Origin of the sequence: Bacillus sp. SIMBA_008 (genome assembly GCF_046535495.1) — a bacterium.
GTDB classification, from domain to species: domain Bacteria; phylum Bacillota; class Bacilli; order Bacillales; family Bacillaceae; genus Bacillus; species Bacillus subtilis.
In genome coordinates this window covers 216,323-241,488 of sequence record NZ_JAWRWL010000006.1, presented here as the reverse complement: position 1 = coordinate 241,488, position 25,166 = coordinate 216,323, and the positions used below count along the sequence as shown (strand labels likewise).

Here is a 25,166-nt window from a genome sequence, read left to right as displayed (position 1 = left end):
AGAAGAAAGAAAGGCGTGCGGCATGTAGCGGCAGATAGAACATAGGGCATGAAAAAAAGGCCTGTAAAAGGCCTTTTCAGAGAAGTGTATATGCAAAACGTCATATGTCAAAAGACAGATACACCATATCTGACCGAGTAAATGGCGGCTTGGGTTCTGTCCCTGACAGCCAGCTTGCTGATAATATTTGAAACGTGGTTTTTGACTGTGCCTTCTGTAATGTAAAGCTTTTCGGCAATTTCTTTGTTATTCAGCCCGTACCCCAGCTCAGCCAGAACTTCGATTTCGCGCTCGGTCAGGTCGAGCAGCTCCTTAGGTTTTTCTATCTCATTTATTCCTTTCAGCTGTTTTTCACGCTTCCATTCATTCAGCATTTGGGCAGTCAATTCCGGCGGAAGCACCATTCCGCCAGAATGAACAGTCATCACTGCTTTTACAATCGTATCTGCAGACATATCCTTCAGCAGATACCCGCTTGCTCCTTCTTCAAGCGCTTCAGCAATCAGCGCTGAATCCTTAAAGGTTGTCAGCATCAAAACCTTTACGCCTGGCAGCGAGCTTGTGATTAATTTTGTTCCCTCCACCCCGTTGGAAACCGGCATGCGGATGTCCATTAACACGATATCCGGCTCCAGCTCTTTCGCCTTTTCGAAGGCTTCCTGTCCGTTTCGCGCCGTTGCGATCACATCGAGCTCTTCTCGGAGCTGGAGCAGGGATGCCAGCCCTTCTCTGACGATATCCTGATCGTCGGTAATGATGATCTTAATCATGATAAACTCTCCTTTTGCTGTGCGGGCCCGAAGCTCCATTTTTTATTAGCCAGTGAAAATTCGGCGATTACAGTAAACCCTTGATCCCGTTCGCTCTCAAAACGGATCGTTCCGCCATGCTCCGCTGCCCGCTTTTTCATATTCAAGAGACCAAAACCAAGTGCTGCCTCGGGATTGCCTTTGCCGTCATCCTTAATGACAAGGCTGATGCTGTCCGTTGTGCAGGCAAGCTGTATCGAACAAGCTGCGGCGCCGCCGTGCCGTTTGGCATTGGTCAGTGCTTCCTGCGCCGTTCTGATCAGGGTCGGATGGAGAGACAGCGGGATGATTGCAGGATCACCGCTGACCGCAAATTCTGTTGTGACTCCTGCATTTTTGCAAAAGTCCTCTGTCAGCTGTTTCAGCGATTCGATTAGCGAAGGATCGTTTTCAGTTTGCAGAGTGCGTACTGATAAGCGGACATCATCAAGCGCTTCACGGGCAAGTGTTTCACAGACACCTACTGTCTCATCCGCTTTTTGGCTGTCTCTTTTTTGCCATTCACGCAAAAGCTGCAGCTGGACGAGAAGGGCCGTCATTTTATGCCCCACTGTATCATGGATTTCCCGCGCCATTCTGTTCCGCTCGTAAATGGCAGTCAGCTCTTCAACCTGCTTCGCATATAAATGGAGCTCCTGATGTGCAGCAGACAGCGCCAGATGGGACTCCGTCAGTTCCTGAAACTGCTGTTTTGCCGTATCCTGCGCATCCAACAGCTTGCTGATTAATTTGCCCACGACACCGCAGAAGACAACGAATGTCATGCTAGTCAAATGATCAATGACAAATTCATTGCCGAACATCGCATATGTACGGATGAGGACGGTCAAAAATAAAATAGAGGAAAGACATAAGACAGACCATGCTGTTCTTTTAGGAAACCCCCGCAGAAAAAAAGCGACCGCAACCGGACAAAGCATAATAATGAACAAACCTGTGCCGGGAAAGATAAATCCGAACGAAAAGCCGATTGCAATATCAATCAGGCAGAACCAGATGGCATTTGTCTCTTTTGTCAGCAAAACATGATTGGCTGCATACATGGCAGCACCTGCTGCTATAAATACATATCCAAACCAGTTATCCTCTTTCACAATGGACAGATACATTAAACAGCTCACCATCAAGGTGAACATTCTCGTAAAAAAAAGAGCTTTCACGCTCATCACTCCCGATACCCAATTCCCTTCTTATCATACCTGCCTCAGGGCATTTTTGACAGGAGTTTCTGGAAAATAAAAAATCCCCCTGCCGTTTTTTCGGCAAGGGGATTGCAATTAAATCACAAATGTAATATAGGCGCCGGAAACAGGGTCTTTCACACGAAAGCTGTTTTCCGTCTCTTCAATCGAATACCCGGCATGTTTGACTCGGTTTGCCACCAAATCCAGCTCCTCTTGGTGGGGCAGGACAACAGTATAATAATCTAGTCCGCTGGCATTTGTCGGTTTAGGCGGCGCATTTCTTCCCGCCCAAATGTTTAAGCCGATATGATGGTGGTACCCCCCGGCTGAAACGAAGAGGGCGGACATGCCCGCATAGTTTCCGACAATGTCAAAGCCCAGTACATCTGTATAAAACGCCTTTGCTTCTTTCAAATCACTGACATGCAGATGAATGTGTCCGATGATTGTATCGTTCGGAAGCGATGTTTTCCGCTCATCTCCTGCCTCTTCCAGAAGGCCCTCAATGTCAACAGCGGTTGTCGTCATGACATAGTTTCCTTCCAGATCACGCTGCCACGTGCTGCGGGGGCGGTCAGCATACATTTCAATGCCGTTTCCGTCAGGATCAGACAGGTAGAGCGCTTCGCTGACAGCATGGTCCCCATGTCCGATAGCAATGCCGTGTTCAATCAAGCGGGCGAGCGCGATCCCAAGTTCCTTCCTGTCCGGAAGAAGAATCGCAAAGTGATAAAGGCCTGTCACAGACTGTTCAGGCAAGACGACAGCGCTCGGATTTTCTTCAAGAATAAGCAGTACGCGTTTCCCGTCAGCCGTTAATTCAGCTTGGCGATCCGTCTTTTTTAAGACTTGAAAACCGATGACGTTACAGTAGAACTGAAGCGAACGCTCCAGACTGCGAATTGTGAGTTTGGCATAGCCAATGTGTGTATCCTCATGAATGCTGGTCATGCTGCATGCCTCTTTTCTTATGCTGAAACGTTTCCGTTCTTTTTTCCTTTAAACACAAATGGGTCCAGCGCCAGGAATCGACTTCCAGTAAGCGCCAGGTGAATGGATGTCAAAAGCAGAAGGTAATCAAATTCTGCATTGCCCATGAATGGCGCTTTCAGCTTAACAGTGATGATGGCGCCGATCAGTGTAAGAGCGAACAGTACACCGACAATACGTGTAGCCAATCCGAAGAAGACAAGCACTCCGCCAATGAGTTCAATCGCTGCGATGACATACGCCATAAAGCTTGGAAGGCCTATGCTGCCGAAAAATTGGATGGTGCCCTCCATTCCCTGAAACTTTGATAAACCGTGAACAAAAAAGATAATACCTGTAATAACTCTTAAAAGTAATGTGCCAATTTCAAATGATTTATTCATTTTATCCTCCTTGATAAATGTTATCACTTACTTAATGTAAGTTAGTATATATAAATAACTTGTTTACGTCAAGTAATTTTGTTACATTTTACGAAAATGAAATAAAAGTACTATAAAACTGTAACAAAAAAGACCTCTGTGCAGGACAAAGGTCTATTTCTCAAATTGGCTTTCATATAAGTCACTGTAAAATCCTTTTTGCCGAATCAGCTCGTCATGGCTGCCTTTTTCAATCATTTCACCGTCTTTTAGCACCACAATCTGGTCCGCTCTTTGAATGGTGTTCAGCCTGTGGGCAATGATGACGCTTGTTCTTCCTTCCATTAAACGGGCGAGCGCTTCTTGAATGTTGACTTCTGTAACGGTATCAATGTTGCTTGTCGCTTCATCCAAAATGAGAAGAACCGGATCGGCAAGCACCGCCCTCGCTATAGAAATCAACTGCTTCTGTCCTTGACTGATGCCCGAACCGTTTTGCGTCAGCACGGTATCATACCCTTTTGGCAGCCTTTCAATAAAACTATGGGCATTCGCTGTTTTTGCAGCGGCTTCGACTTCCTGATCAGAAGCATCTAGCCTGCCGTAGCGAATGTTTTCTCTGATCGTTCCCTGAAATAAGAAAGAATCCTGAAGAACAAACCCCATGTTTTTTCTCAGGCTTGCTCTAGTAAGGGTTTTAATATCTATACCGTCGATTAAAATTTTTCCATCGTTAGGCTCGTAAAAACGGGCGATAAGGTTAGTGACGGTTGTCTTCCCCGCCCCCGTCGGTCCGACAAACGCGATGGACTGCCCTGCAGGCACGGTAAACTGTAAATGCTTCAGTGTCTGCTGCCCTTTATCGTAACCGAAGGACACATCGCGGAATTCAATGCTGCCTGTTTGGATGGGCTGATGCACGGCGTTCTTTTCATCCTCGCGCTCTTCTTTTTCATCAAGCACGTCAAACACCCGTTCAGCGCCGGCGATTGCGGACAGCATCGTATTAAACTGGTTGGCCAGATCGTTTAAAGGGCGTGTAAATTGTCTTGAATACTCGGCAAAGACGACGATGGAGCCGATCGAGATCCAGCCTTTCAGCGCAAACAAACCGCCGATTGCCGCAATCATTGTAAAACTTAAGTTATTCAAAGAGTTCATGACCTTCGGGATAAACCCGGAAATCGTCTGCGCCCAAAAGCCCGACGTCTTGAGTGCAGCGTTTTTTTCGAGGAATTCAGCAGTAATCTGCTTCTCACGTGAATATGCTTTGATGACCTTTGCGCCTGAAACAGATTCCTCAATATACCCATTCAGATCACCAAGGTTTTTCTGCTGTTCTTTAAACAGCTTTCCCGTTCGGTTGGTGATCCATTTCAGGCTCGCTGCCATCACCGGAATAATGGCCAGCGTAATCAATGTAAGGAGCGGGCTCATGTACAGCATCACCGCAATCGTCCCGACAAAGGTGATCACGCTTGACAAAATTTGAATGACTGACGTGTTTAAGGTAGAACTGACATTTTCGATGTCATTCGTCACCCGGCTCATCAGCTCGCCGTGCCGCTGTTTATCAAAAAATGGAATCGGCAGCTCATGCAGATGGGTGAACAATTCGCTTCTCATTCTGAAAACCGTGCCCTGCGAGATCATAATCATCCAATAGTTTTGAAACCAAAGCGACAGGGACTGAATGATATAGATAGCGAGCAGAAGAAGTAAAACGGGAATCAAGCCGCTGACCGTTTTCCCGACGATAAAATGGTCAATGGCCTTTCCGATCACAAAGGGGCCAAGGAGCCCGAATATCGCGCTGATGACAACCATCAGCATGACAAGTATGAGCAGTCCTTTTCTTTCAGCCAAGTAAGACCAGATTCGTCTCAGTGTGCCCTTTGTATCCTTTGCTTTCGCCCGCTTTTTCGCGCCTTCTTTTTTGTCAATTGGCAGTTTGGGATATTGGAAAGGCTTGCGGATGTCTTTTAGCATGACTCGCTCCCCTCCCTTCCGAATTGTGACTCGTAAATGCGCTTGTATAACTGAGATGCAGAAAGCAGCTCACTATGAGTGCCTTTTTCAATCAGTTCGCCGTCCTCAAGCAGCAAAATCTGATCAGCTTTCATCGCCGTGGTTATTTTTTGTGTAATGATCAAAGTTGTGCAATGGTATGTGCTGATTGCTTCAAGCAGCTTCGCCTCCGTTTGCAGATCAAGTGCGCTTGTGCTGTCATCTAATAGAAGGATAGCCGGTTTTCGAATCAGCGCCCGCGCAATGGAAATTCGCTGTTTCTGGCCGCCGGACAGGTTGACGCCTCTTTGCCCCAAAACTGTGTCATATCCATTTGGGAGCTTCAAAATCGTTTCATGAATTTGCGCATGTTTGGCCGCATCCATTATTTCATCTAGTGAAGCATTTTCTTTGCCCCAAGCGATGTTTTCTTTGATTGTGCCGGAAAACAAGAGGACTTCCTGCGGTACATATCCAATTTGCCTGCGCAGCCCTTCAGCCGGAATATCTTGAACCGGCTTTTCATCTATGTAAATGCGGCCTGAATCCGGCTGATAAAGCCGCGGAATGAGCTGAAAAAGCGTGGACTTGCCCGAGCCCGTCGCACCGAGAATCGCGATCGTTTCTCTTGGCTTTGCGGAAAATGAGACATTCCTGAGCGCTTCTCTGTCCATTTCAGGATAGCGAAAGGATACATGCTGAAACTCAATCCGTCCTGACAAACGATCAGATATGATGCCTTCCTCCCGCTCGTCGCCTTCTGTTTCAAGCACCTCACCGATTCTATCCCCTGAAGCCTTCGCCCGGGTGAAAATCATAATCAAAAACGGAAACATCGAAAGCGCGCCCGTAATTCGTGTTGCGTAGTTAATAATCGCAACAACATCGCCGACCTGAGTGCTTCCGCTCGTGATACTGTAGGACCCCGCCCACAAAATCAAAAGGATGCAGAGATTCATCAAAAGCATCAGTACAGGCATCGTGAATTCCACAAGCTGAAAGGCCGAAACCGTTTTTTCCATCAGCCTTGTGTTGGCTTTGATAAATCGTTTGACTTCGTGGCTGCCGCGAAGCAGCGCTTTGATCAGCTTGATTGCAATTAAATTTTCCTGCATGATGGTGTTCACTTGATCCAGCCTTTTCTGCACTGAGCGGAACAGTGCCCCGCCTTTCCTTAATACCCATAGCAAAAACAAGATCAGGATCGGAATGGTCACAAGCAGAAAAAAGCCGAGTTTCACATTAACGGCAAGCGATAGCACAATGCCGCCTGCAATCATTAAGGGAGCCCGCAGCATAAACCGCAAACTCATAAAAATCATATTTTGAACCTGTGTGACGTCGTTTGTCAGCCTTGTGATATAAGAAGAGGACGAAAACTGTCCAAATGTGGAATAGGAGAAGGACTGGATTTTTTGAAAAAGCCCTTTTCTCGTATCATAGGAAAAGCTTTGGCTGACATGGGCGGCATAAAAGGAATTCAGCATCCCCGCCGCAAAGGATAACACGGTCAGCCCGATCATGACCGTGCCCCATATCCATACATGCCGCAGATCTTGCTTCAATATCCCATCGTCGATGATTTTTGCAATCAATAAAGGCTGCATCAGTTCAACTACAAGCTCCGTCAACATAAGAATCAGAGCAATTCCCGCCAGCAATGAATATGGTTTTAAAAACGACAAAGCCTTTTGCATGTAAAAGCCTCCAAACCCCTTTTTACTCGATTGTCTCTTTCTTTACTTTACTATGGCGGTCTTTTTGACGGCAAACGAAAACCCTCCCGAAAAGGAGGGCAGTCTTTATTGATTCAATATTTTTTCCACACGCTCCCGCATCTGCGGTACGCTTAATCCGATAATCACCTGAAACGCCTTCCCGTTCCTGACGACGCCGTGTGCGCCAAGCGCGCGGAATACGCTGTCGGGTTCAACCTTTGTTTCGTCCTTGACACTGACTCTGAGGCGGGTGGCGCAGTTTGTGACTTCAGTGATGTTGCCTTTTCCGCCCAGCGCTTCAATATACAGAAAAGCGGTGTCATCTGCCGTTTCAGCAGCGGAGGCTGTTTCATCCTTGTTTTTTCGTTCTCTGTATTCCTTTTTCGAATATAGCTTTGTTTCCTGCTGTTCATCCTTTTCCCGTCCTGGTGTAGCGATATTGAATTTGAGGATTAAAAATCTGAAGACGAAAAAATAAATTGCTGTAAACGAGAGCCCGATCAAAATTTGATACACATATGTCATACCGTGGCTGCCAAAGAGCGGAATCCAGTTCAAGGTCACCGCCTCAATCAGTCCGCCTCCCATATTTCCGACGACGCCGGCCATATACATAACTGTCGACATTGTGGCGGCAAGCACGGCGTGAACCGCAAATAAGAAAGGTGAAATGAATAAGAACGTAAACTCAATCGGCTCTGTAATACCGGCGACAATCGCTGTCAGTGTGACAGGAATCAGCAGCCCTGCGACGAGTTTTTTCTTTTCCTTTTTGGCTGTCACATAAAAAGCCAGGGCGATACCCGGAATACCGAAGATTTTCGAGTTGCCGTGAAGCGCGAATCCGCCTTGCGGAAAGAGCTCCTTCAGCGGTTTGGCGCTTTGCGAATATTCGCCGAGATGCTGTGCCCAATACGTGACGATCCCGCCTTCCGCTACAGCCGGGCCATAAATAAACGGCGTGTAAATAAAGTGATGAAGGCCGGTCGGAATTAAAATCCGTTCCAAAAACGTGTATATCCAAACGCCCACCGCCCCAGAAGCAACCAGGAAGCTTTGAAGCGAGCCGATTCCCGATTGAACCATCGGCCAAATATAAGACACAGCCAAGGCAATTGGGATCATAATAAAGAAGGAAATCATCACGATATATGTTGAGCCTTGAAAGATGCCGAGAAAATCGGGCAGTTTTTTATCAAAATAGCGATTATGCAAAAAGACGACAATCGAAGAAATAAAGATGGCTCCGATAATGTTGGTATCGAGCGTTTTTATGCCCGCAATCATCGTTAATCCGCTCGTTCCGCCGACCTCTTGATTCATGTCGACGCCAAATGCTCCTCCCCATACCGTCAATATCGCGCTGACAAAATAGTTGAATGTCAGGTAGACAGTAAGCGCTTCCAAACAAGCGCGTGCCTGAGCTTTCTTCGCCAAAGCAACCGGGATGCCAATGGCGAATAAGAGCGGCATTTGGTTAAAGACAGTCCAGCCGCCCTGCTCAATGATATACCAGCACTGATACCAAAAACCGTCAGGATCGGCGAGCGGTCCCATGAGGGTTTTATTTTTAAAGAGCGTGCTGATACCGACGATAATGCCGGCGAACGCGAATAATAAAACAGGCACAAACATCGCGCTTCCAAAGCGCTGAATTTTTTGCATCATACCAGAACCCCCTGCTACTCATTGTCATTTTTTTCTGCCTCTTTGTAATCAACATATGCGCGGAACAATGCTTCGCCAACGAGAAAAAACGGTGCAAAAGCGACAATTTCCGTTTTATCGCTTAATGTCACAGGTTTGCTTGTCGCATAAAGATTATGCGGAGTCAGCTGGGCGAGGACATTGTTTTTTAAATTCGTAATGGAAATAAAGGGAATACCCTTTGCAGAAAGCATTCTTGCCTGAGGAATCAGCTCCGGTGTTTCTCCGGAAAGAGAAATGATGATAAACAGATCGTTCACTTTAAAATCCCCGCGCATCAGATTAAATTCATTTGTGTCTTCAATTAAAATAAGATAGCGATGACGCGGAATAAACATTCTTTGCAGGTCGCGGGCGCATATCTTTTGCGCATTTCCAGAACCGTAGACGAAAATGCGGTCAGCTTCATCAATCAGCTGGCACATGTCCGTCATGTCCTTTGTCCGTAAGAACTTCAAATTTGCTTCAATATCATCAAGCAGCTTTTCAAAACTCATACTCTCGCCTTCTTCCGGCTGATCTTCCCACTTTAAAAAGACGCGAAATTCACTGTAGCCACTGAAACCGAGCTTTTGGGCAAGCCGTAAAATTGAGGAACGCGATACACTGCAAGCTTTGGCCAGCGCGTCGATTCCAAGGTGATAGCATGTGTGCTTATGATTCAATATATATTTTAAAATATGAAAATCGTTGTCATTCAATTTGCTGTAGTGCTGATTGATCAGTTCTTCGAGCTGCATATCAGATCCCCCCATTTTCTTTCTATTATATACAATTACAGATTCGAAAATGGGGGAATTTCAGTTATGATATACGGGTCGGGCTTTGATCAAGCTCAGGCCAGAAGTCTTTGTTGGCCTCCATTAAATCCTCGAGAATGAGTCTTGCCACACGCGCGTTCGGCACTGTTTTTGACAAAATTAGCGCCTGCCACAGCTTTTGGAACGATTTCTCCGCCCATGCTTCAACAGTCAGCTTCTCAACGGATACCTGCTGCTCCATAAGCCCTTTTTGGAATTGCGGAATGGTGCCGACGGTAATCGGTTCAGGCCCATTTGAGCCGACAATGCATGGCACCTCGACCATCGCAGTCGGGTCAAAGTTCGCAATTGCGCCGTTATTTTCAACGATCAACAGCATTCTTTCACCTGTGTTGTAGGCAATCGCCCGGGCAAGATCAACGATATATGATGCGTGGTCATCTATTTTGATTTCGCTGTTTTCCGTGGACTGCTCACGTGTAATCATGTCACATTGGCTGAAAATAAAAGCTTCGCGACCTTCCATCACTTCATTTGCCCGCGTATGATTCGGATTTGATTTTTTCACCATATCATCCGGGAACAAATAATATTGCAAATACGTATTCGGCAGTGTGTCAGGATCTGCGGCCTGCACGTCACGCGCTTTGGCGAATGTGTCATTCCAGCTCGCCTCCACCGCTTCAGCCTCTGTTTTCGGAATATAGCCGTATTGAGATACATGCTCCTTCAGCTTCGGCATTAAATCGTTGCCCTCTTGATCCTGAATTGATGTCCACCAGCCGAAGTGATTTAATCCGTAATAGCGGACCTTCATTTCTTTTCTTGAAGCTAAGCCAAGAATTTGCGCCATCCGGTCTTCGATCCCAACCGGCATATCACAGATATTGAGAATTTTAGAATTCGGTCTAAGGCGTCTCGTAGCTTCAGCCACAATCGCCGCCGGATTGGAATAATTGAGCATCCAAGCATCAGGCGAGTATTTTTCCATGTAATCTAATATCTCAAGCACACCGCCGATCGAACGCATACCGTATGCGATCCCGCCCGGCCCGCACGTCTCCTGGCCGACAACTCCGTACTTTAACGGAATTTGCTCATCAAGCGCACGCATCGCGTATTTCCCTACTCTGATGTGCGCCATAACAAAATCGACATCTGTAAAAGCTTCTTCCGGGTCAGTCGTCGCTTCAAATTCAATATCCGGCGCTTTTTCTCTGATAAAAACATCACAGGCGCCTGCAATTCGATCCTGTCTCTCCTTATCATTATCATACAGCTTCAGCTTTCTGATCGGAAACTCCTCCAAATGGTCCAAGAGCATGAGTACGATCCCTGGAGTGAAAGTGCTCCCTCCGCCCGCTATTACGATTGAGAATGATTTTTTCTTCATATGACGACCTCCTTGATAACGTTTACAATTCCATTTATACCACGAGATATCCCGTCCCGTAACACGTTTGGCGCACTTAGGTCATTTGATCAACTTTAGTGTTTTTTCCCATAGAGCGGGAAATTTCTCATTTGCCTTATGTCTGAGGGATTTGTTTTTTTTACCTTTTTTGTAATCTTAAAGTCTCACCAACTGTGAATTTTAAGTGAATATACGCCCTTCCAATTCTTATGAAAAGGTTCTTTTGTACGATTCGGATACATGCCGAATTATTTATAATCATTTATATAAAACATCCAATTGTGCGTGAATTTAGAAAAGGCAGGGGACAAAAGTTGGACTCATATAAAGTCATTGAGCTGGCAAACAAGTACAGTGCGGCCGCAGAAGAGGTCAGAAGCTCCAAAATGCTGCTTGAATCCCGGTTATCTGCATTGGGAGATGCTTGGCAGGGCAAATCAAGAGATTCGTTTGACCAGGATTTCGAGGAAACGAAAGCCGCCTACGATCAATTCGAACAGGAGCTGCTTGAAACAAGCCAAGAGCTGAAGGCTGCCGCTGTCAAAATAGAAGAACGAAAAGCTGAAATTGCCAGAATGGAAGAACTGGAGCGTAAAGCAAGAGAGGAAAGACATAAACTCGGGAGGTGAACGGTGTGTCAGGAAACATTGCAGTTGATCCGGATAAGCTCGAACAGCTTGCAAATGATGTAGTCACTGAATTAACTGATATGGAAAACAAATATAAGGACCTGCATGTGGAGCTGGGGCAGATGATTTTGCAATGCGATCCCCGCTACAGCAGCTGTTTTTCCGGAGTGGGCGATGCGTGGAGCTCAGGAAAAGCGCTCGTCACCAAGCTAAGTGACAATGAGATTTTCATCAGAAAAACGGGCGATAAATTTGTGGAACAAGATAATATTTTGCGAAAGCTCTACAATGCCTACGACAAATACGGTACGATGACAAGCTTAACCGCTCTTATGCTGACGCAGGGAAAATATTACGGATTAGGGCTTACGAAATTTGTGAAACAGCCAAGCGGCTTGCATACAGCCCAGCACTCAAAACTGCTCTTGGATATTTCCAGGGCCGTTGACAGCTCACGTTATCAAAAAGCGGCAAGAGTGCTTTTGAATCCTAAATATTTGTTGAAAAAGACAAACCGTCCTTTTTCAGATTTGGTACATAAAAAGTTTACAAAATACTTCCCTCAGGACACGGTGGATTTTTCAAACAGCGTCAGAAGCTACACAAAAGGATTTCTTAATGAAGCCGGCGTACGCTCCACTTTGAAGGATGTGGGAAAAACGGGCTTGAGATTCGCGAAAGGAAATGCCATTACCGCCACACTGATTACTGGTGCGACCGAAACATTCGGAGCAGGCGTGAAAATTGCTGAAAATTATGCAAAATACCAGGACAAACCCGAAGTTCTCAAGCGTGAAAACGCCAAGGCCGTCGGGAATGCTGTGAATAATACGATTTTTGTTGCCGGCGGTGCGACAGCTGGTGCTGTCATTGGCGGTGCAATCGGAAGCTTTGCAGGACCTGTGGGTACTGTCCTTCTTGGGGCAGCAGGTTCATACATTGGCGGAGTCGTCGGAGAACAAATCGCCAAATATACAGCCGGTTTTGCTGAAAAAGCAGCCTTAAAGCTGAAAGAACCGATCCATGCTGTTGTTGATACAGCCAAAAAAGGGCTGGAATCAGCCGGCAAAGTCGTCAAATCAGTGAATGACGGCATAGATGCGGCGAATAAATCGATACATAAAGGGATAGACAGCGCAAAAAAAGGAATGGAAAAAGCAAAGAAAACAGCGGATTCGCTTATACACGGCGCAACCCATTTCCTTAAAGGGAAATTTTCATTTGGATAGGAGAATAAACAATGAAGCAGTTTACAATTAGCATAGAAGAACTCTTATTTTGCTTTTACAGCGAAGGGTTTTTTGAACAGGGGATGGCCTTGAAGCAGGCCTATTTTCCGGAAATAGAAGATGAACAGCTCGGCGCTTTGTTCGAAGCAGCTTGCCGCTCACTCTTAGCTAAGGACGCGGCGGAATATCGGAACCATCAATATCGGTTAAAGGACGAGTACTGTCCGTTTATCCATGTATTAAACGACGCTGACTATACAGTGAAGCTTTCTAAATTTAACGGGCAAGGCGCCGAACAGAATGTGTCCTGCCATGTATCAAAATTCGGCACCTACTCTCACGAACTCCTTTTTGATGAACAAGTCCATCGCATTACAAAAATGGAATCAAGTGAAGGGTTACTTGCTAAGACAGATGAGTTTTTACATATAATAGATACAGAGGATAAAAGAGAATCGATTGTGACATTGACATCAAATGAATTTGAAAAACTCTTGGAGGGCGCTTCAGACAACCCTTCATATCTAAAAGAGTTCCTTGAAAAACATGACCACCAAGAGGACGTTACCCGATTTGCAAATGATCTGGCTTTGCGGAAAGGGAAAATGGATACACTTATGCGTCTGGCATATGGCAAAGATAACACTCCTGAAGTGGCTGACATGGCATTTGTCCTGCCGGGGGCCCACCATACTTGGCTTGTCACAGGCATCACCCAGAATGAATTTTCTATCCTCCCTGCTCATAAGGATGTTGTAAATCAAATCATTTCAAAATGATAAGAATTGAATTAACAAAAGGAGAAAAGCATTGAAAAACCAAGAAATCATTGAAGTCAAAAGCAAAATGTTCCTGAGAATATGGGCTTTTGTCGGATCTGCCGGTATGGGATTAGCATGTTTGTGGCTCTTTTATATGGGTATTACGTTTCAAACGAAATATTACCTATTAGCCATTCCTGCTGGCTTTCTGTTCACCTTGTTTTGTTTATATTTATTTATCATCTTCTTTCCGGCTTTCACCCCGCGGGGAAATACCATTTTCCGCATCAAGACAGGAAAAAATGGAGAAGTGTTCACTGACAAAGTGTCTGTTACGTTTACTGATATCAAGAAAATTGAGATGAGCCGCCATAAATTTAGTCTAAAAGGAATTTTCCAAGAAGATATATTGATCCAAACTGTTGATCAGAAGACCATTCGCATTCCCACTTGGAACATCATTCCGAATCCGTTGTTTTTCGAAGCGGTTGAACGCTATATCCTTCCACATCTGAATGAAGAGGCGAAAAGCAATTGGATCGGACAGTTTACAGACATCCAACGCAGTGCGTATTTGAAGGAATTTGAGAATCATCCGAAGCTTTAGGGGCAGCACATGATTGAAGTAAAAAGCATGATGTTTCTAAGGGCTTGGCTGTTCCTCGCTACAGAGGGCGCCTTTATTGTGGGCGTCTGGCTGGTGTCTGAAGCTCTCACGTTTGAATCTAAATATGCCCTGCTTTATTTGGGCGGCGGATTACTGGCGATGATTTATGGATTGATCACATTCTTTATGGCTTTTCCTGCGTTCACAAGCCGTGGAAATGTCATTTTCACCATAAAGACCGGACCTAGTGGCGAAATCTTCTCGAGAAAGCGCAGCGTGCTGTTTTCCGAGGTGAAGCGGCTTTATATGGGACGCCATCAATACAGTTTGAAAGGGATCTTTTTTGAGGATATTATCATCGAGAAAACAGACGGGAAAATCGTTCGAATCCCGACCTGGAACATCATCGCGAATCCGCTGTTTTTCGAAGCGGTTGAACGCTATATCCTTCCCCATTTGAATGAAGAGGCTCAAAACAATTGGATCAGCCAATTTACAGAGGTTCAGCGAAAAGCGTATTTGAAGGAATTTGAGAATCATCCGAAGCTTTAAAAGCTCTCCTCCTCTATAATGAAAGATAAATGCAAATTGAGGAGTGCTCATGATGCTGATTACCATTCTTTTATTTCTCGCGGCAGGGCTTGCCGAAATTGGCGGCGGATATCTGGTTTGGCTATGGCTGAGAGAGGCAAAGCCAGCCGGCTACGGAATCGCCGGGGCGCTGATCCTCATTGTATACGGCATTCTTCCGACGTTTCAGTCCTTCCCATCTTTCGGCCGTGTATACGCCGCTTATGGCGGAGTATTCATCGTGCTTGCGGTCCTGTGGGGATGGCTTGTTGACCGGAAAACACCTGATCTGTATGACTGGATCGGCGCATTCATTTGTCTCATCGGTGTCTGTGTTATTTTATTTGCGCCGCGCGGATAACAAAATGGCCTGCTTATGAAGCGGGCCATTTTTGTTTAATCCTCTTTTAAGCTGTTCAGCTGCACTTCATGCTCCTCTTGCGGTTCGTCAAGCGGATAAATTCTTGCTGTTCCAGTTTCTTCATTTACGTGCTGAATGTAAATAGGAACGCCGTTGTATGTTACTTTCTTCATGTCGGGAGATTCTACAATTTCTTTCGCCCTTTGAATATTCATCGTAACACCCTCCTTCAATACATAACGTTTCCATTTCCTGAAGGAAGTATGCTTTATGATTCAGCGGACAAGTTGAATTTTTTCAGGCGTTTGTAGAAAGTGCTACGGGGGATCCCGCTGATTTTGGCAGCTTGAGAGACGTTTCCTTTTGCAGATTCAAGTGCTTTGATCATCATATCCTTTTGGATTTGCTCACGAAAGGTAAGCACGCCGGCAGCAGCCGGCTTTTTTTCTACAGAGCTGGCCGGCAATCCAGCGGCTTCCAGTAAAGCGGGTAGCGATTCATCCCTCAGCCGGCCGTCCGGAAATCTGATAGAAAGACGTTCAAACACATTAAACAGCTCACGGATATTCCCCGGCCACTTCCATTGCTTCAGCACATTACAAAAATCAGAAGGAAGTTCGCCTGGCCAATGATTCTTCTGTTTGTAGTACTCAAAGAGATCCGGGATATCCTCGGTGCGATCGCGTAATGGAGGGAGTTCAATTGGATAGACATGAAGACGGTAAAACAAGTCCTCTCTGATTTTTCCGTTTGCGGCAAGCTCGCGTAAATCACAATGTGTGGCGGCAATAACTCTGATATCAACCGGAATTTCTTTCGTCCCGCCGATTGGCGTTATCTTACGTTCCTGAAGCACTCGTAAAAGCGCAACCTGCATCGAGTGGGAAATTTCTCCGATTTCATCTAAAAATAATGTGCCTTGATTCGCTTTTTGAAAGGCGCCCTTATAGCCATTTCGTTTCGCTCCCGTAAAAGCGCCCTCTGCATATCCGAACAGTTCGCTTTCAATCAAATCAGACGGAATCGCTCCGCAATTGACAGCAACAAACGGACCGTGCCGTCTCTCACTGTTCTCATGAAGTGCGCGAGCCGCGACTTCCTTTCCCGTACCAGTTTCGCCCGACAAACAGACCGTTGCATCTGCCGCAGCTGCACGTTCAAGGTTCATCAGCATCGCTTGCGATCGGCCGCTTTTCCCGATCACTCCATTGAATCGAAACACCTTCTTTTTCTTATGTTCCGAAAGATAAAAACAAGTGCCGCCATCTCCTATGGTGACAGCTTTTTCGATTGAGTAGCCCCGTTCCTTCAACTCATACAGGTGCCGGCCCTGCCAATCAGGCATTGAGGTTCGAATCGGTATGCTCGCACTGATGATGTGCTGCTTGATATTGCATAGCACCATCGGCACACTGGATGCAGCCCTCTCTCCAAAACGGCTGATCAGCTCGAGCTCTTTCTCACGGCTTTTAGCTGCGAGCTCCCGTTCAGCTGCATAGGCGATCGCAGTGGCAATACCGAGCATATGAGGATGAGCGCCTGCCGCCGGACACGATATGTCAATCACACCCGCAAGGCTGCCATCCTCATGGTGAATCGGAGCGGCTGAACAGTTCCAAAGATGGGAAGCAATGGAGTAATGCTCTGATCCTTGTATCGCAACCGGCTCGCTAATGTGGAGCGCCGTGCCAATCGCATTTGTTCCGACAGCCGTTTCCGTCCAGCATGCCCCTTCGACAAAGTTGATGCGTTTGGCTTCATAGAGCGCGCGGGAATGGCCGTCCAATGCCAGAACAACACCGTCTGAATCAATTAGCAGCGCCATCATTTCCATTTCTTTTATGGCAGGCAGCAGTTTTTCGAGGTAAGGCTTTGCGGTCGTCAAGAAGAATGAATGTTTTTTTGACTGCTGATCCAGCTCCGTTTGCTGTAAAACCTTCGGGCCTTTTTCTAAATAAGGATTGACCTCAGCTTTTTTGCAGCGATGCCATGACTCGGCAATCCGTTTTCTTAATCGGGCTTCGTCAAGCACACCGTCTTTCACAAAACGTTTCCAGGTTTGCAAATCGTTTGGGACCGAATTCATTTCCTTGATCGCTCCTCCCTTACACGCCGTTTTCATCTATTGTAGGGGAAAAATAAAGCGCTTTCAACAATAAAAAAAAGCAGGCGCCTTATATCCATGCACCTGCTTTTTCCTTTATTATGCATGTACTGCAAGGCCGATCGTGCTTAACAGCGCCTCATGCAATGTTTCCGATAAAGTCGGATGGGCGGCGATAAAATGCTCCGCCATATCTGTCGTCATCTCACCATTCATGATCGCTGCCGCTTGGCCGATGAGCTCGGTTACATCCGGGCCAATCATCGAGACACCTACGATTTCGCCGAATTCCGGTTCAGCCACGATTTTGACCTTTCCTTCCGCTTGCTGTTTAATGAGTGCCTTGCCGTTTGCGGAAAAAGGAAATTCGCCAATTTTCACATCGCCGTATATGCTTCTTGCCTGACGTTCTGTCATTCCGATACACGCGATTTCCGGGGACGTATAGATGCAGCGCGGCACATGTTTCTCATTGATTTTGACATCCCTTCCGGAAGCATGAGAAGCAGCGATGATGCCCTCATGAAAAGCGGCATGCGCGAGCTGAATGCCCCCTATAGCATCTCCGCACGCGTAAATATGAGGCACGTTCGTCTGCATGTGCCCATTCACCGGAATGCCCTTTGGAGAAAAATCAACTTCGGCCTGTTCAAGCTGTAATCCGTCAAGACGGGGTTTTCTGCCGATAGCCACCAGCACATAATCGGCCTTCGTTTTAAACTCTCGCTGACCGCTTTTCCATATTGCCGTTTTGGCCGTCCGATCCACCCGCTCTAATCTGGATGAGGTATGCACTTCGACACCGTCTTCCTCAAGTTTCTCCTGAAAAAGACGGGCAATATCTTCGTCTTCAGCCGGGATCAGCTGGTCCGCTGTTTCAATGATGGTCACCTTCGATCCCAATCTGGCGAACAGCCCTGCATACTCACACCCGATGACACCGCCGCCGACAATGACTAGTGAAGACGGAATCTCGGAAAGAGAAAGCGCGTCTTTGCTGTCGAGGATCCATTCGCCGTCAAACGGGGCAAAAGGCAGCTCGATTGGCTCTGATCCGGAGGCAATCAATACTTGGTCCGCCTCTCTGATTTCTTTTCCTTTTTCTCCTTCGATCAAGAGCTTTCTTTCAGAAAGAAAGGAGGCTGTTCCCTTTACAACCTGTATTTGATTTTTCTTCATTAGGTACTGAACGCCTTGGACAAGCTGACTGACAACCTGTTGTTTCCGGCTTTGCATTTTACTCCAATCGACTGATATCGCACCTGCCGGAAGTTCGATTCCAAAGCTGTCGGCATGCTTGATTTTATCAAGAACGTTTGCGCTTTCTAACAAAGACTTTGTCGGGATGCAGCCTTCATTCAGGCAGGTCCCCCCAAGCTTGCCTTTGTCAATGAGCAGCACGTTTCTGCCCTGCTGTGCCGCGGAAACCGCAGCCGCATAGCCTGCAGGTCCGCCGCCGATAATGGCTAATGTCATGTCGTTTTCACCTGCTTTTCCTATAAAATTAATGCTGCGGGTTCTTCCAAATATGTTTTCATCGCCTTCAGGAATGCAGCGGCTGGGGCGCCGTCACACGCTCTGTGATCAAATGTCAGGCTGAGCGGCAGGATTGTGCTTCTGACGATCTCCTCCCCTTGATACACCGGCGTATCATAGCTTGCTCCGATGCCGAGAATGCCTGTTTCCGGCGGATTTAGTATCGGTGTGAAATGCTCAACTCCAAACACGCCAAGGTTTGTAATGGAGAAGGTAGAGCCTTGCAGTTCTTCGCTTCCCGCACGTCCCTCGCGTGCTTTTTTGGCATTTTCTGAGATAGATTGAGCCAGTTCAATCAGCGATAGCTTTTCAGCATGGCGGATCACAGGCACCACTAAGCCATTTTCCAAGGCTACAGCCATACCAAGGTGCACATGAGGATGTGTGATGATGCGCTCATTTTGATAAAAGCTGTTCAGCACAGGGTGAGCTTGCAGAGCGAGAACGGCGGCTCTTGAGACAAAATGAGTGATCGTCAGTTTTGTGCCGTATCTCTCTTCCGCAGTTGGTGAAAGCTGTTTTTGAAGAGTGGCAAGCTTAGTGATATCAGCCTTCATCGTGATCGTCAGCTGCGCGCTGTTTGCCAGGCTTTCCTGCATTCGGGCAGCGATGACCTTTCTCATGCCTGTCACCGGGATTTCCTGCGCTTTCTGTTCCGAACCAGGCTTTGCCTGATCTTTTTTCTGTTCAGCAAGAGCCTTTGTTACGTCATCCTTCACGATTCGTCCGCCTGGTCCAGTTCCTTTCAGTTGTTTTAGGTCTAATCCTGCTTTTTCTGCTATTTTTCTGGCGACTGGAGATATTTTCATTCGATCTTTTTTGGAGGCTGCGGGTTTGTTTTCTTGTTTGACGGGCTGAACGGCTTGCGGCATATTGTCTTCAGCAACAGGCGCACTCGCCTCTTCCTGCACCGACTCATTGGCGTCCCCGATATAGCAGATAGCTGTGCCGGGCGGAACCTCTTCTCCCTCTTTCACTTTGATATCGATCAGCGTTCCTTTTTCAGGCGCTTCGATCTCCATTTCAATTTTCTCCGATTGAATGCTGGCAATGCTTTCTCCCTTTTCAACCGGGTCGCCTACTTTTTTATTCCATATCGATACTTCCCCTTGTTTCATGGCCATTCCCAATTTTGGCATCACTACTTTTACCGCCATTTGTGTCCCCCCTTTAATTCATTGCCGGCTCGCCAAGCAATTCAAGCGTGACGCTGACAATTTTATCTGGTGTCGGCAAATATTGATCTTCAAGCACTGGTGAAAACGGAACCGGTGTATGCGGCGCTGTAATCCGTTTAATCGGCGCATCAAGCAAATCAAAGCCCTTGTCAGCGACAATCGCAGCAATATCCGTGGCAATGCTGCATCGCGGATTGGCTTCATCAATGATGATCAGACGATTTGTTTTTTCTAACGATGTGAAAATCGCATCCTCATCCAGAGGAGACAGACTGCGCGGATCAAGGACCTCGGCTTCGATGCCCCTCTCTGAAAGCTGTGCAGCCGCTTCAAGCGCAGTATTGACCTGCTTGCCGACTGCAAAGAGCGTAACATCATTACCCTCGCGTTTGATGTCCGCCTTTCCGAGCGGAATTGTATAATAATCTTCCGGCACCTCGCCCTTCATGTTGTAGGACGTTTTGTCTTCAAAGAAGAACACCGGATCATTATCTTCTATTGCTGAAAGCAGAAGACCTTTGGCATCATACGGATTGGATGGAACAACTGTCTTCAGTCCAGGAATGCTCGTGAAAAGGCCATACAGCGCTTGTGAATGCTGGGCAGCGGCCCGGAACCCTGCTCCGTATGTGGTGCGGACGGTAATCGGCACTTGCGCTTTTCCGCCGAACATATAACGGAATTTCGCCCCTTGGTTGATCACCTGGTCAAAGCACGTGCCGATAAAATCGTTAAACATCAGCTCGGCAATCGGTCTCAGCCCGGTTGAAGCCGCAGCCATAGCCGCACCCATGTAACCCGCTTCAGAAATCGGTGTGTCCAGCACTCTTGTGCGCCCGAATTCCTGTACGAGTCCCTTTGTGACCCCTAATACACCGCCCCATGCTTCATCATCCTGCAAATGATCGACCGCCGCTCCCCCGGCGACATCCTCACCGATCAAAAGCACATTTTCGTCTTTTCTCATCGCAAGCTTCATTGCTTCATTGATCGCATCTGACATGCTTATGACTCTCGCCATCTCTTACATTCCTCCTTTTTCATATGACACATACACATCTGTTAGCAGCTCCGAATCTTTTGGATATGGGCTGTCTTCGCTGAACGAGACGGCTTTTTCAATCGATTCGCTGACACGCTGTTCAATGTCTGACAGCTTATTAGCATCTGTTTCTTTTAAAAGGTAGTTTTTAAAACCTTGAATGGCATCTTTTTCTTCAAGGTGCTCAACTCTTTCATCCTTCGTTTTATAGGTTTGGGCATCTCCTTCAAAATGGCCGTAGTTTCTGTAGGTCATACATTCAATCAAAGACGGGCCTCCGCCGTTTCTCGCTCTTTCTATCGCTTCCTCGGCTGCCTGATAAACTGCTAAAATATCTTTGCCGTCAACTGTCACCCCCGGCATGTTATAAGCAGCTGCCCGATCGGCGATTGAATCACAGGCTGATGCATACTCAAATGGAGTGGCTTCACCATAGCCGTTATTTTCGGCGACAAACACGACAGGAAGGTTCCATACAGCCGCTAGATTCAGCCCTTCGTGGAAGGTGCCTTGGTTATTTGCCCCGTCTCCGAAAAAGCAAACGCTTACATTTTTAGTCTGTTTATATTTAGCCGTAAGCGCTGAGCCGCATGCGAGCGTAAAGCCGCCCCCGACGATTCCATTTGCGCCTAACATGCCTTTATCAAGATCCGCAATGTGCATAGAACCACCCTTGCCTTTGCACAATCCGGTCGCTTTCCCGAAAATTTCCGCCATCATGCCGTCCAGATCACAGCCTTTGGCGATACAATGTCCATGTCCCCTGTGGGTGCTTGTAATGCTGTCGCCATCATGTAAATGAGCGCACACCCCTACAGCCACGGCTTCCTCACCGGCATATAAATGAACGAATCCGGGAAGCACTCCCTGAGCGAACAGTTCATGCACTTTGTCTTCAAAGCCCCTGATCTCCAGCATCTTTTGGTACATCCACAGCGCTTTTTCCTCAGTTAATGATAAGCCTTCTCGTTTTAACAATTCCATTTTGTGCGCCTCCTTCTATTTAGGGTTCACCATTAAAAATGCAAGAAGTGTGCCAGTCTTTTGAGCCCGTAAAATCAGTCTTCTCGTCTTCACCTTATAGACAGTTTGAGACGTGTGTCTCGTTTTGTCTCAAACTGATTCATTTGTCTCGTTTTACAGCATGCAAAAAAAGACCGGATATCACCCGGCCTTTGACAATGATCGACTTATTTATTTCCTTGGAAATCTTTTTAACTTCCTAGTTCCTCTGCATCGTTTGACTGAATAGCTGCTTTTGAAAGAAAATCAATTGAATATTTGACATATCCGATACCGCCATCTTTTCGGCATCTGTTTTTGATAACCCGCTGGCACACATGTTCCCACTCTTTTCTTCATATGTACGTGCTACAGTTCATGCTTTTCTTCAACAGCTCGGTTCAGCGCTTGGAGCATGTAGCCTATGCCTTTGTATGATGATAGCGGCCAGCTGATATGCTGGTGTTCTCCGATGACGGCGTTTAGAACGCTTCGATATTTTTTTCCGCCAAGCATGACTAGCTCTTCGATATCAGAAAAGCCTTTTTCGTGAAATTGGCGGCTCAGCTCGTCCGCTGTCATGATTTCCGGATGACCGGTGCCAAAAGTGACATCGTAATTTCCCGAAACGAGATCATTAGGGCGGAGGAACCCGTGCTTCGCAGACAAAATCACCCACTCATCGAAAAATGCTTTCGCATACCGCTCGCACGCCTGATGAAACGGGCTGAGATAAGCGTCCTCTGCTCTTACCGGCCCGGCATCAGGCTGGACGTCCCAGATTTTTTTCTTGCCGCAGGGGATGATGCATAGCCGTTTCATTTTTCTCTCCCCCTTTATAAGATATCTCCACTAAATATACCATTGTTTTCTTGCAATAAATTAGAGAAAAGACAGGCTGAGTAAAAGCTGCGTACAAAAAAGACCCGGATTTACCGAAAATCCAGGTATTTTAGTCAAGAATTGTGTTAGCCTTTTTTGAATCAAGCACTGCAGTTACTCTATCCCATCAAGATACTTTCTCTCAAAGTCGTCGAGCAATGCACGCACTTCATCTGTTGACTTTGTGTTCATGCATTGATTTCTTAATTCACTTGCCCCTCGGAACCCGCGGAGATAAATTTTGAAAAAGCGAGGAAGAGGCTTGTACGGACGGGCTTCTAATGCTGAATATTTATCATGAAGATCCAGATGCAGCCTTAAGAGATCAAGCAATTCCTTGCTGCTATGCTCTTTCGGCTCCTTTTCAAAGGCAAATGGATTTGTAAAAATACCGCGCCCTATCATAATTCCATCGACGCCGTATTGTTCAGCAAGTTTCAAGCCGGTTTGGCGGTCAGGGATATCTCCGTTGATTGTCAAAAGTGTATCTGGTGCCACCTCATCACGAAGTTTCTTAATCTCCGGGATGAGCTCCCAATGCGCATCTACTTTGCTCATTTCTGCCCTTGTACGCAGATGAATAGAAAGATTCGCAATATCCTGTTTCAAAATGTGTGTCAGCCACTCGCGCCATTCATCCACATCCGTGTATCCAAGTCTTGTCTTCACGCTTACAGGCAATCCCCCTGCTTTTGCAGCTTGTATTAATTCTGCCGCCACTGCAGGACGGCAAATAAGGCCGCTTCCCTTTCCATTCCCTGCCACATTAGGTACAGGGCAGCCCATATTGATATCTAAGCCTTTAAATCCTAACTCTGCCATGCCAATACTCATTTTACGGAAGTTTTCAGGCTTATCCCCCCATATGTGGGCTACCATTGGCTGTTCATCCTCTGTAAAAGTCAAACGGCCGCGCACGCTATCCTTCCCATCCGGGTGGCAATAGCTCTCTGAGTTTGTGAACTCTGTAAAAAACACATCCGGTCTGCCTGCTTCACTTACTACATGCCGGAAAACTACATCTGTCACATCTTCCATTGGTGCCAGTACAAAAAACGGCCGTGGTAATTCACGCCAGAAATTTTCTGTCATAACAAAAATCAAATCCTTTCATTAGAGGATACAGCTATACCTGTATCTCAATATTTAAAAACTGACCATGCTTTCTTTTTACACTTATCGCATGCGAAAGCATTTCTTATCAATCTATAGTAAATTTTGAACATTTTCACATGGGATGATTATCTACACCATTTTTTATATTGTGGTTAACACTGGCGCTGACCTTCGTCTTTCTTTGTGGCCTTACTTTTGAACTTTTTGGATAAAAAGAATTCCAACCTAAATAGAATATCATATGAGTTCTCCATATTACCAACGCAAACTAATTGTCCTGTTATTGAGGATAAGATATTTAACGCTACACCATATCCTTATCTCAATATCATATTTGCGGAAAAACTAATTTCAAGAGATAAACTTTGATTAAGCAAATTGAGTTGGGGGTGGTATAACTGAGTACTTTAGAGAATAAAAAAACCTCTACTTAAGCTGCTACCACTTATGAATCACATGGAGTAAAGAGGATGAGAAGAGAAAATAAATCCTTATTTAAAAGAATTCAAGAACTTCAATCTGAATCATTTGGGATTTGCTCATGATTTAGAAAATAACCAACGCAGCAAGTGGCAACCTACTATATATTTGTATAGGGTTATAATTCGGTAATCCTGATCCAGAACCAATAAAATAGACTGCTGACTAAGTGTCGCAGTCTTCACTCATAAGATAATTAAGAAAGTCTTCATTTTCTTTCATCATTAAATAAGGCATCAGAAGTTATTGCTTTAATTTCGAATATCCTTTGTTATCCCTGTAATTATTTGTATAATAGTGAAAACTCCCAAGAAAACAGTAATAATATTAAACCATGGATTATCATAGAATGAAAGATATGTTTGAAAGAAATCTAGTTCAACTATGTTTGCTGGGAATCCATTCATTTCTCTATACTTAGGACCCCATCCCGTTAATTCTACAAAATTAAAATAAAGCTGAGATACTAAAAATGCCAAAAATGTTTGAAACCAACTTCTTTTATATAACGGTCGTTTTTTATATACTTTATCCATTTAGTTATCCATTTCCTTCTCTGCAATACTTTTTAGCTAGTATAACCATTGTTGGTATTACTGTAATAGTTTTTATCGTCTCGGCACTATTATTTTAGTGCTCATACGTTATTCATTTTAAAATGGGGTTGGCCATCATTTTCACCTCTTTCGTTTATTACAATGTTTCAACTTTTTACAT

24 protein-coding genes and 1 pseudogene are annotated in these 25,166 nt (G+C 45.9%); 6 read left to right on the top strand and 19 right to left on the bottom strand.

Features of this window, described 5'->3' with window-relative positions:
* Positions 1-107 precede the first annotated feature (107 nt).
* The 9 genes from lnrK to glvA all read right to left on the bottom strand — a co-directional run bounded on the left by lnrK (position 108) and on the right by glvA (position 10,931).
* Entirely contained in the window at positions 108-770 is a 663-nt protein-coding gene (gene lnrK, locus SB658_RS19240; RefSeq protein ID WP_021481180.1) for a two-component system response regulator LnrK, read from the bottom strand.
* Entirely contained in the window at positions 767-1,969 is a 1,203-nt protein-coding gene (gene lnrJ, locus SB658_RS19235; protein WP_029726854.1) for a two-component system sensor histidine kinase LnrJ, read from the bottom strand. The genes lnrK and lnrJ overlap by 4 nt, the downstream gene beginning before the upstream one ends.
* Before the next feature lie 117 nt (positions 1,970-2,086).
* On the bottom strand, positions 2,087-2,944 hold the full coding sequence (gene catE / locus SB658_RS19230; protein WP_410602115.1) for a catechol 2,3-dioxygenase: 858 nt from the start codon (positions 2,942-2,944) through the stop codon (positions 2,087-2,089).
* Between the two features lie 17 nt (positions 2,945-2,961).
* Complete coding sequence (gene catD / locus SB658_RS19225) at positions 2,962-3,366, bottom strand: DoxX family oxidoreductase CatD (RefSeq protein WP_003244204.1); 405 nt, start codon at positions 3,364-3,366, stop codon at positions 2,962-2,964.
* A gap of 153 nt (positions 3,367-3,519) precedes the next feature.
* Positions 3,520-5,334: an ABC transporter ATP-binding protein gene (locus SB658_RS19220; protein ID WP_144500846.1), complete on the bottom strand. Its 1,815-nt coding sequence runs from the start codon at positions 5,332-5,334 to the stop codon at positions 3,520-3,522.
* A complete protein-coding gene (locus SB658_RS19215; protein ID WP_144500847.1) occupies positions 5,328-7,049 on the bottom strand; it encodes an ABC transporter ATP-binding protein in 1,722 nt (573 codons plus the stop codon). The genes SB658_RS19220 and SB658_RS19215 overlap by 7 nt, the downstream gene beginning before the upstream one ends.
* A 105-nt stretch (positions 7,050-7,154) precedes the next feature.
* Positions 7,155-8,738, bottom strand: coding sequence for a PTS maltose transporter subunit IIBC (gene malP / locus SB658_RS19210; protein WP_038428632.1), 1,584 nt, complete (start codon positions 8,736-8,738; stop codon positions 7,155-7,157).
* A 14-nt stretch (positions 8,739-8,752) separates the two neighbouring features.
* Entirely contained in the window at positions 8,753-9,517 is a 765-nt protein-coding gene (gene glvR / locus SB658_RS19205) for a MurR/RpiR family transcriptional regulator GlvR (RefSeq protein ID WP_014476181.1), read from the bottom strand.
* A gap of 64 nt (positions 9,518-9,581) precedes the next feature.
* Entirely contained in the window at positions 9,582-10,931 is a 1,350-nt protein-coding gene (gene glvA / locus SB658_RS19200) for a maltose-6'-phosphate glucosidase (protein ID WP_021481187.1), read from the bottom strand.
* Positions 10,932-11,266: 335 nt separating this feature from the next.
* Between glvA and SB658_RS19195 the strand changes: the two genes are divergently transcribed.
* Genes SB658_RS19195 through SB658_RS19170 form a run of 6 tightly spaced genes read left to right on the top strand, consistent with a single transcriptional unit; the run spans position 11,267 to position 15,109 of the window.
* Positions 11,267-11,581, top strand: coding sequence for a WXG100 family type VII secretion target (locus tag SB658_RS19195; RefSeq protein WP_014476174.1), 315 nt, complete (start codon positions 11,267-11,269; stop codon positions 11,579-11,581).
* A 5-nt stretch (positions 11,582-11,586) separates the two neighbouring features.
* The gene (locus SB658_RS19190; protein ID WP_144500848.1) at positions 11,587-12,810 is read left to right on the top strand and encodes a hypothetical protein; all 1,224 of its coding nucleotides are present in this window, start codon (positions 11,587-11,589) and stop codon (positions 12,808-12,810) included.
* A gap of 11 nt (positions 12,811-12,821) precedes the next feature.
* Positions 12,822-13,589: a hypothetical protein gene (locus SB658_RS19185; protein WP_003243767.1), complete on the top strand. Its 768-nt coding sequence runs from the start codon at positions 12,822-12,824 to the stop codon at positions 13,587-13,589.
* 31 nt (positions 13,590-13,620) lie between these two features.
* Complete coding sequence (locus tag SB658_RS19180; protein WP_003244496.1) at positions 13,621-14,178, top strand: YfjD family protein; 558 nt, start codon at positions 13,621-13,623, stop codon at positions 14,176-14,178.
* Between the two features lie 9 nt (positions 14,179-14,187).
* Positions 14,188-14,730, top strand: coding sequence for a YfjD family protein (locus tag SB658_RS19175; protein ID WP_186437839.1), 543 nt, complete (start codon positions 14,188-14,190; stop codon positions 14,728-14,730).
* Between the two features lie 49 nt (positions 14,731-14,779).
* Entirely contained in the window at positions 14,780-15,109 is a 330-nt protein-coding gene (locus SB658_RS19170; protein ID WP_010886445.1) for a YnfA family protein, read from the top strand.
* A gap of 35 nt (positions 15,110-15,144) precedes the next feature.
* Here the strand turns inward: SB658_RS19170 and SB658_RS19165 are convergent, their stop codons facing one another.
* From SB658_RS19165 to SB658_RS19120, 10 genes and pseudogenes are all read right to left on the bottom strand, one after another.
* Entirely contained in the window at positions 15,145-15,324 is a 180-nt protein-coding gene (locus SB658_RS19165) for a small acid-soluble spore protein H (RefSeq protein ID WP_003244276.1), read from the bottom strand.
* A gap of 53 nt (positions 15,325-15,377) precedes the next feature.
* Positions 15,378-17,195, bottom strand: a complete 1,818-nt coding sequence (gene acoR, locus SB658_RS19160; RefSeq protein WP_015715515.1) for an acetoin dehydrogenase operon transcriptional activator AcoR — start codon at positions 17,193-17,195, stop codon at positions 15,378-15,380.
* 117 nt (positions 17,196-17,312) lie between these two features.
* On the bottom strand, positions 17,313-18,689 hold the full coding sequence (gene acoL, locus SB658_RS19155; RefSeq protein WP_144500850.1) for an acetoin dehydrogenase complex dihydrolipoyl dehydrogenase: 1,377 nt from the start codon (positions 18,687-18,689) through the stop codon (positions 17,313-17,315).
* 20 nt (positions 18,690-18,709) lie between these two features.
* A complete protein-coding gene (acoC, locus tag SB658_RS19150) occupies positions 18,710-19,906 on the bottom strand; it encodes an acetoin dehydrogenase complex dihydrolipoyllysine-residue acetyltransferase (protein ID WP_144500851.1) in 1,197 nt (398 codons plus the stop codon).
* Between the two features lie 13 nt (positions 19,907-19,919).
* A complete protein-coding gene (gene acoB, locus SB658_RS19145; protein WP_043940071.1) occupies positions 19,920-20,948 on the bottom strand; it encodes an acetoin:2,6-dichlorophenolindophenol oxidoreductase subunit beta in 1,029 nt (342 codons plus the stop codon).
* Positions 20,949-20,951: 3 nt separating this feature from the next.
* Complete coding sequence (gene acoA, locus SB658_RS19140) at positions 20,952-21,953, bottom strand: acetoin:2,6-dichlorophenolindophenol oxidoreductase subunit alpha (protein WP_015383114.1); 1,002 nt, start codon at positions 21,951-21,953, stop codon at positions 20,952-20,954.
* A 230-nt stretch (positions 21,954-22,183) separates the two neighbouring features.
* Positions 22,184-22,273 (bottom strand): annotated as a pseudogene (locus tag SB658_RS19135) (hypothetical protein); the annotation flags it as partial.
* A gap of 67 nt (positions 22,274-22,340) precedes the next feature.
* Entirely contained in the window at positions 22,341-22,793 is a 453-nt protein-coding gene (locus tag SB658_RS19130) for a DUF6884 domain-containing protein (RefSeq protein ID WP_043857915.1), read from the bottom strand.
* 174 nt (positions 22,794-22,967) lie between these two features.
* On the bottom strand, positions 22,968-23,945 hold the full coding sequence (locus tag SB658_RS19125; RefSeq protein WP_032726644.1) for a tRNA dihydrouridine synthase: 978 nt from the start codon (positions 23,943-23,945) through the stop codon (positions 22,968-22,970).
* 755 nt (positions 23,946-24,700) lie between these two features.
* Entirely contained in the window at positions 24,701-24,985 is a 285-nt protein-coding gene (locus tag SB658_RS19120; protein WP_021481197.1) for a YfzA family protein, read from the bottom strand.
* Between the last annotated feature and the right edge of the window lie 181 nt (positions 24,986-25,166).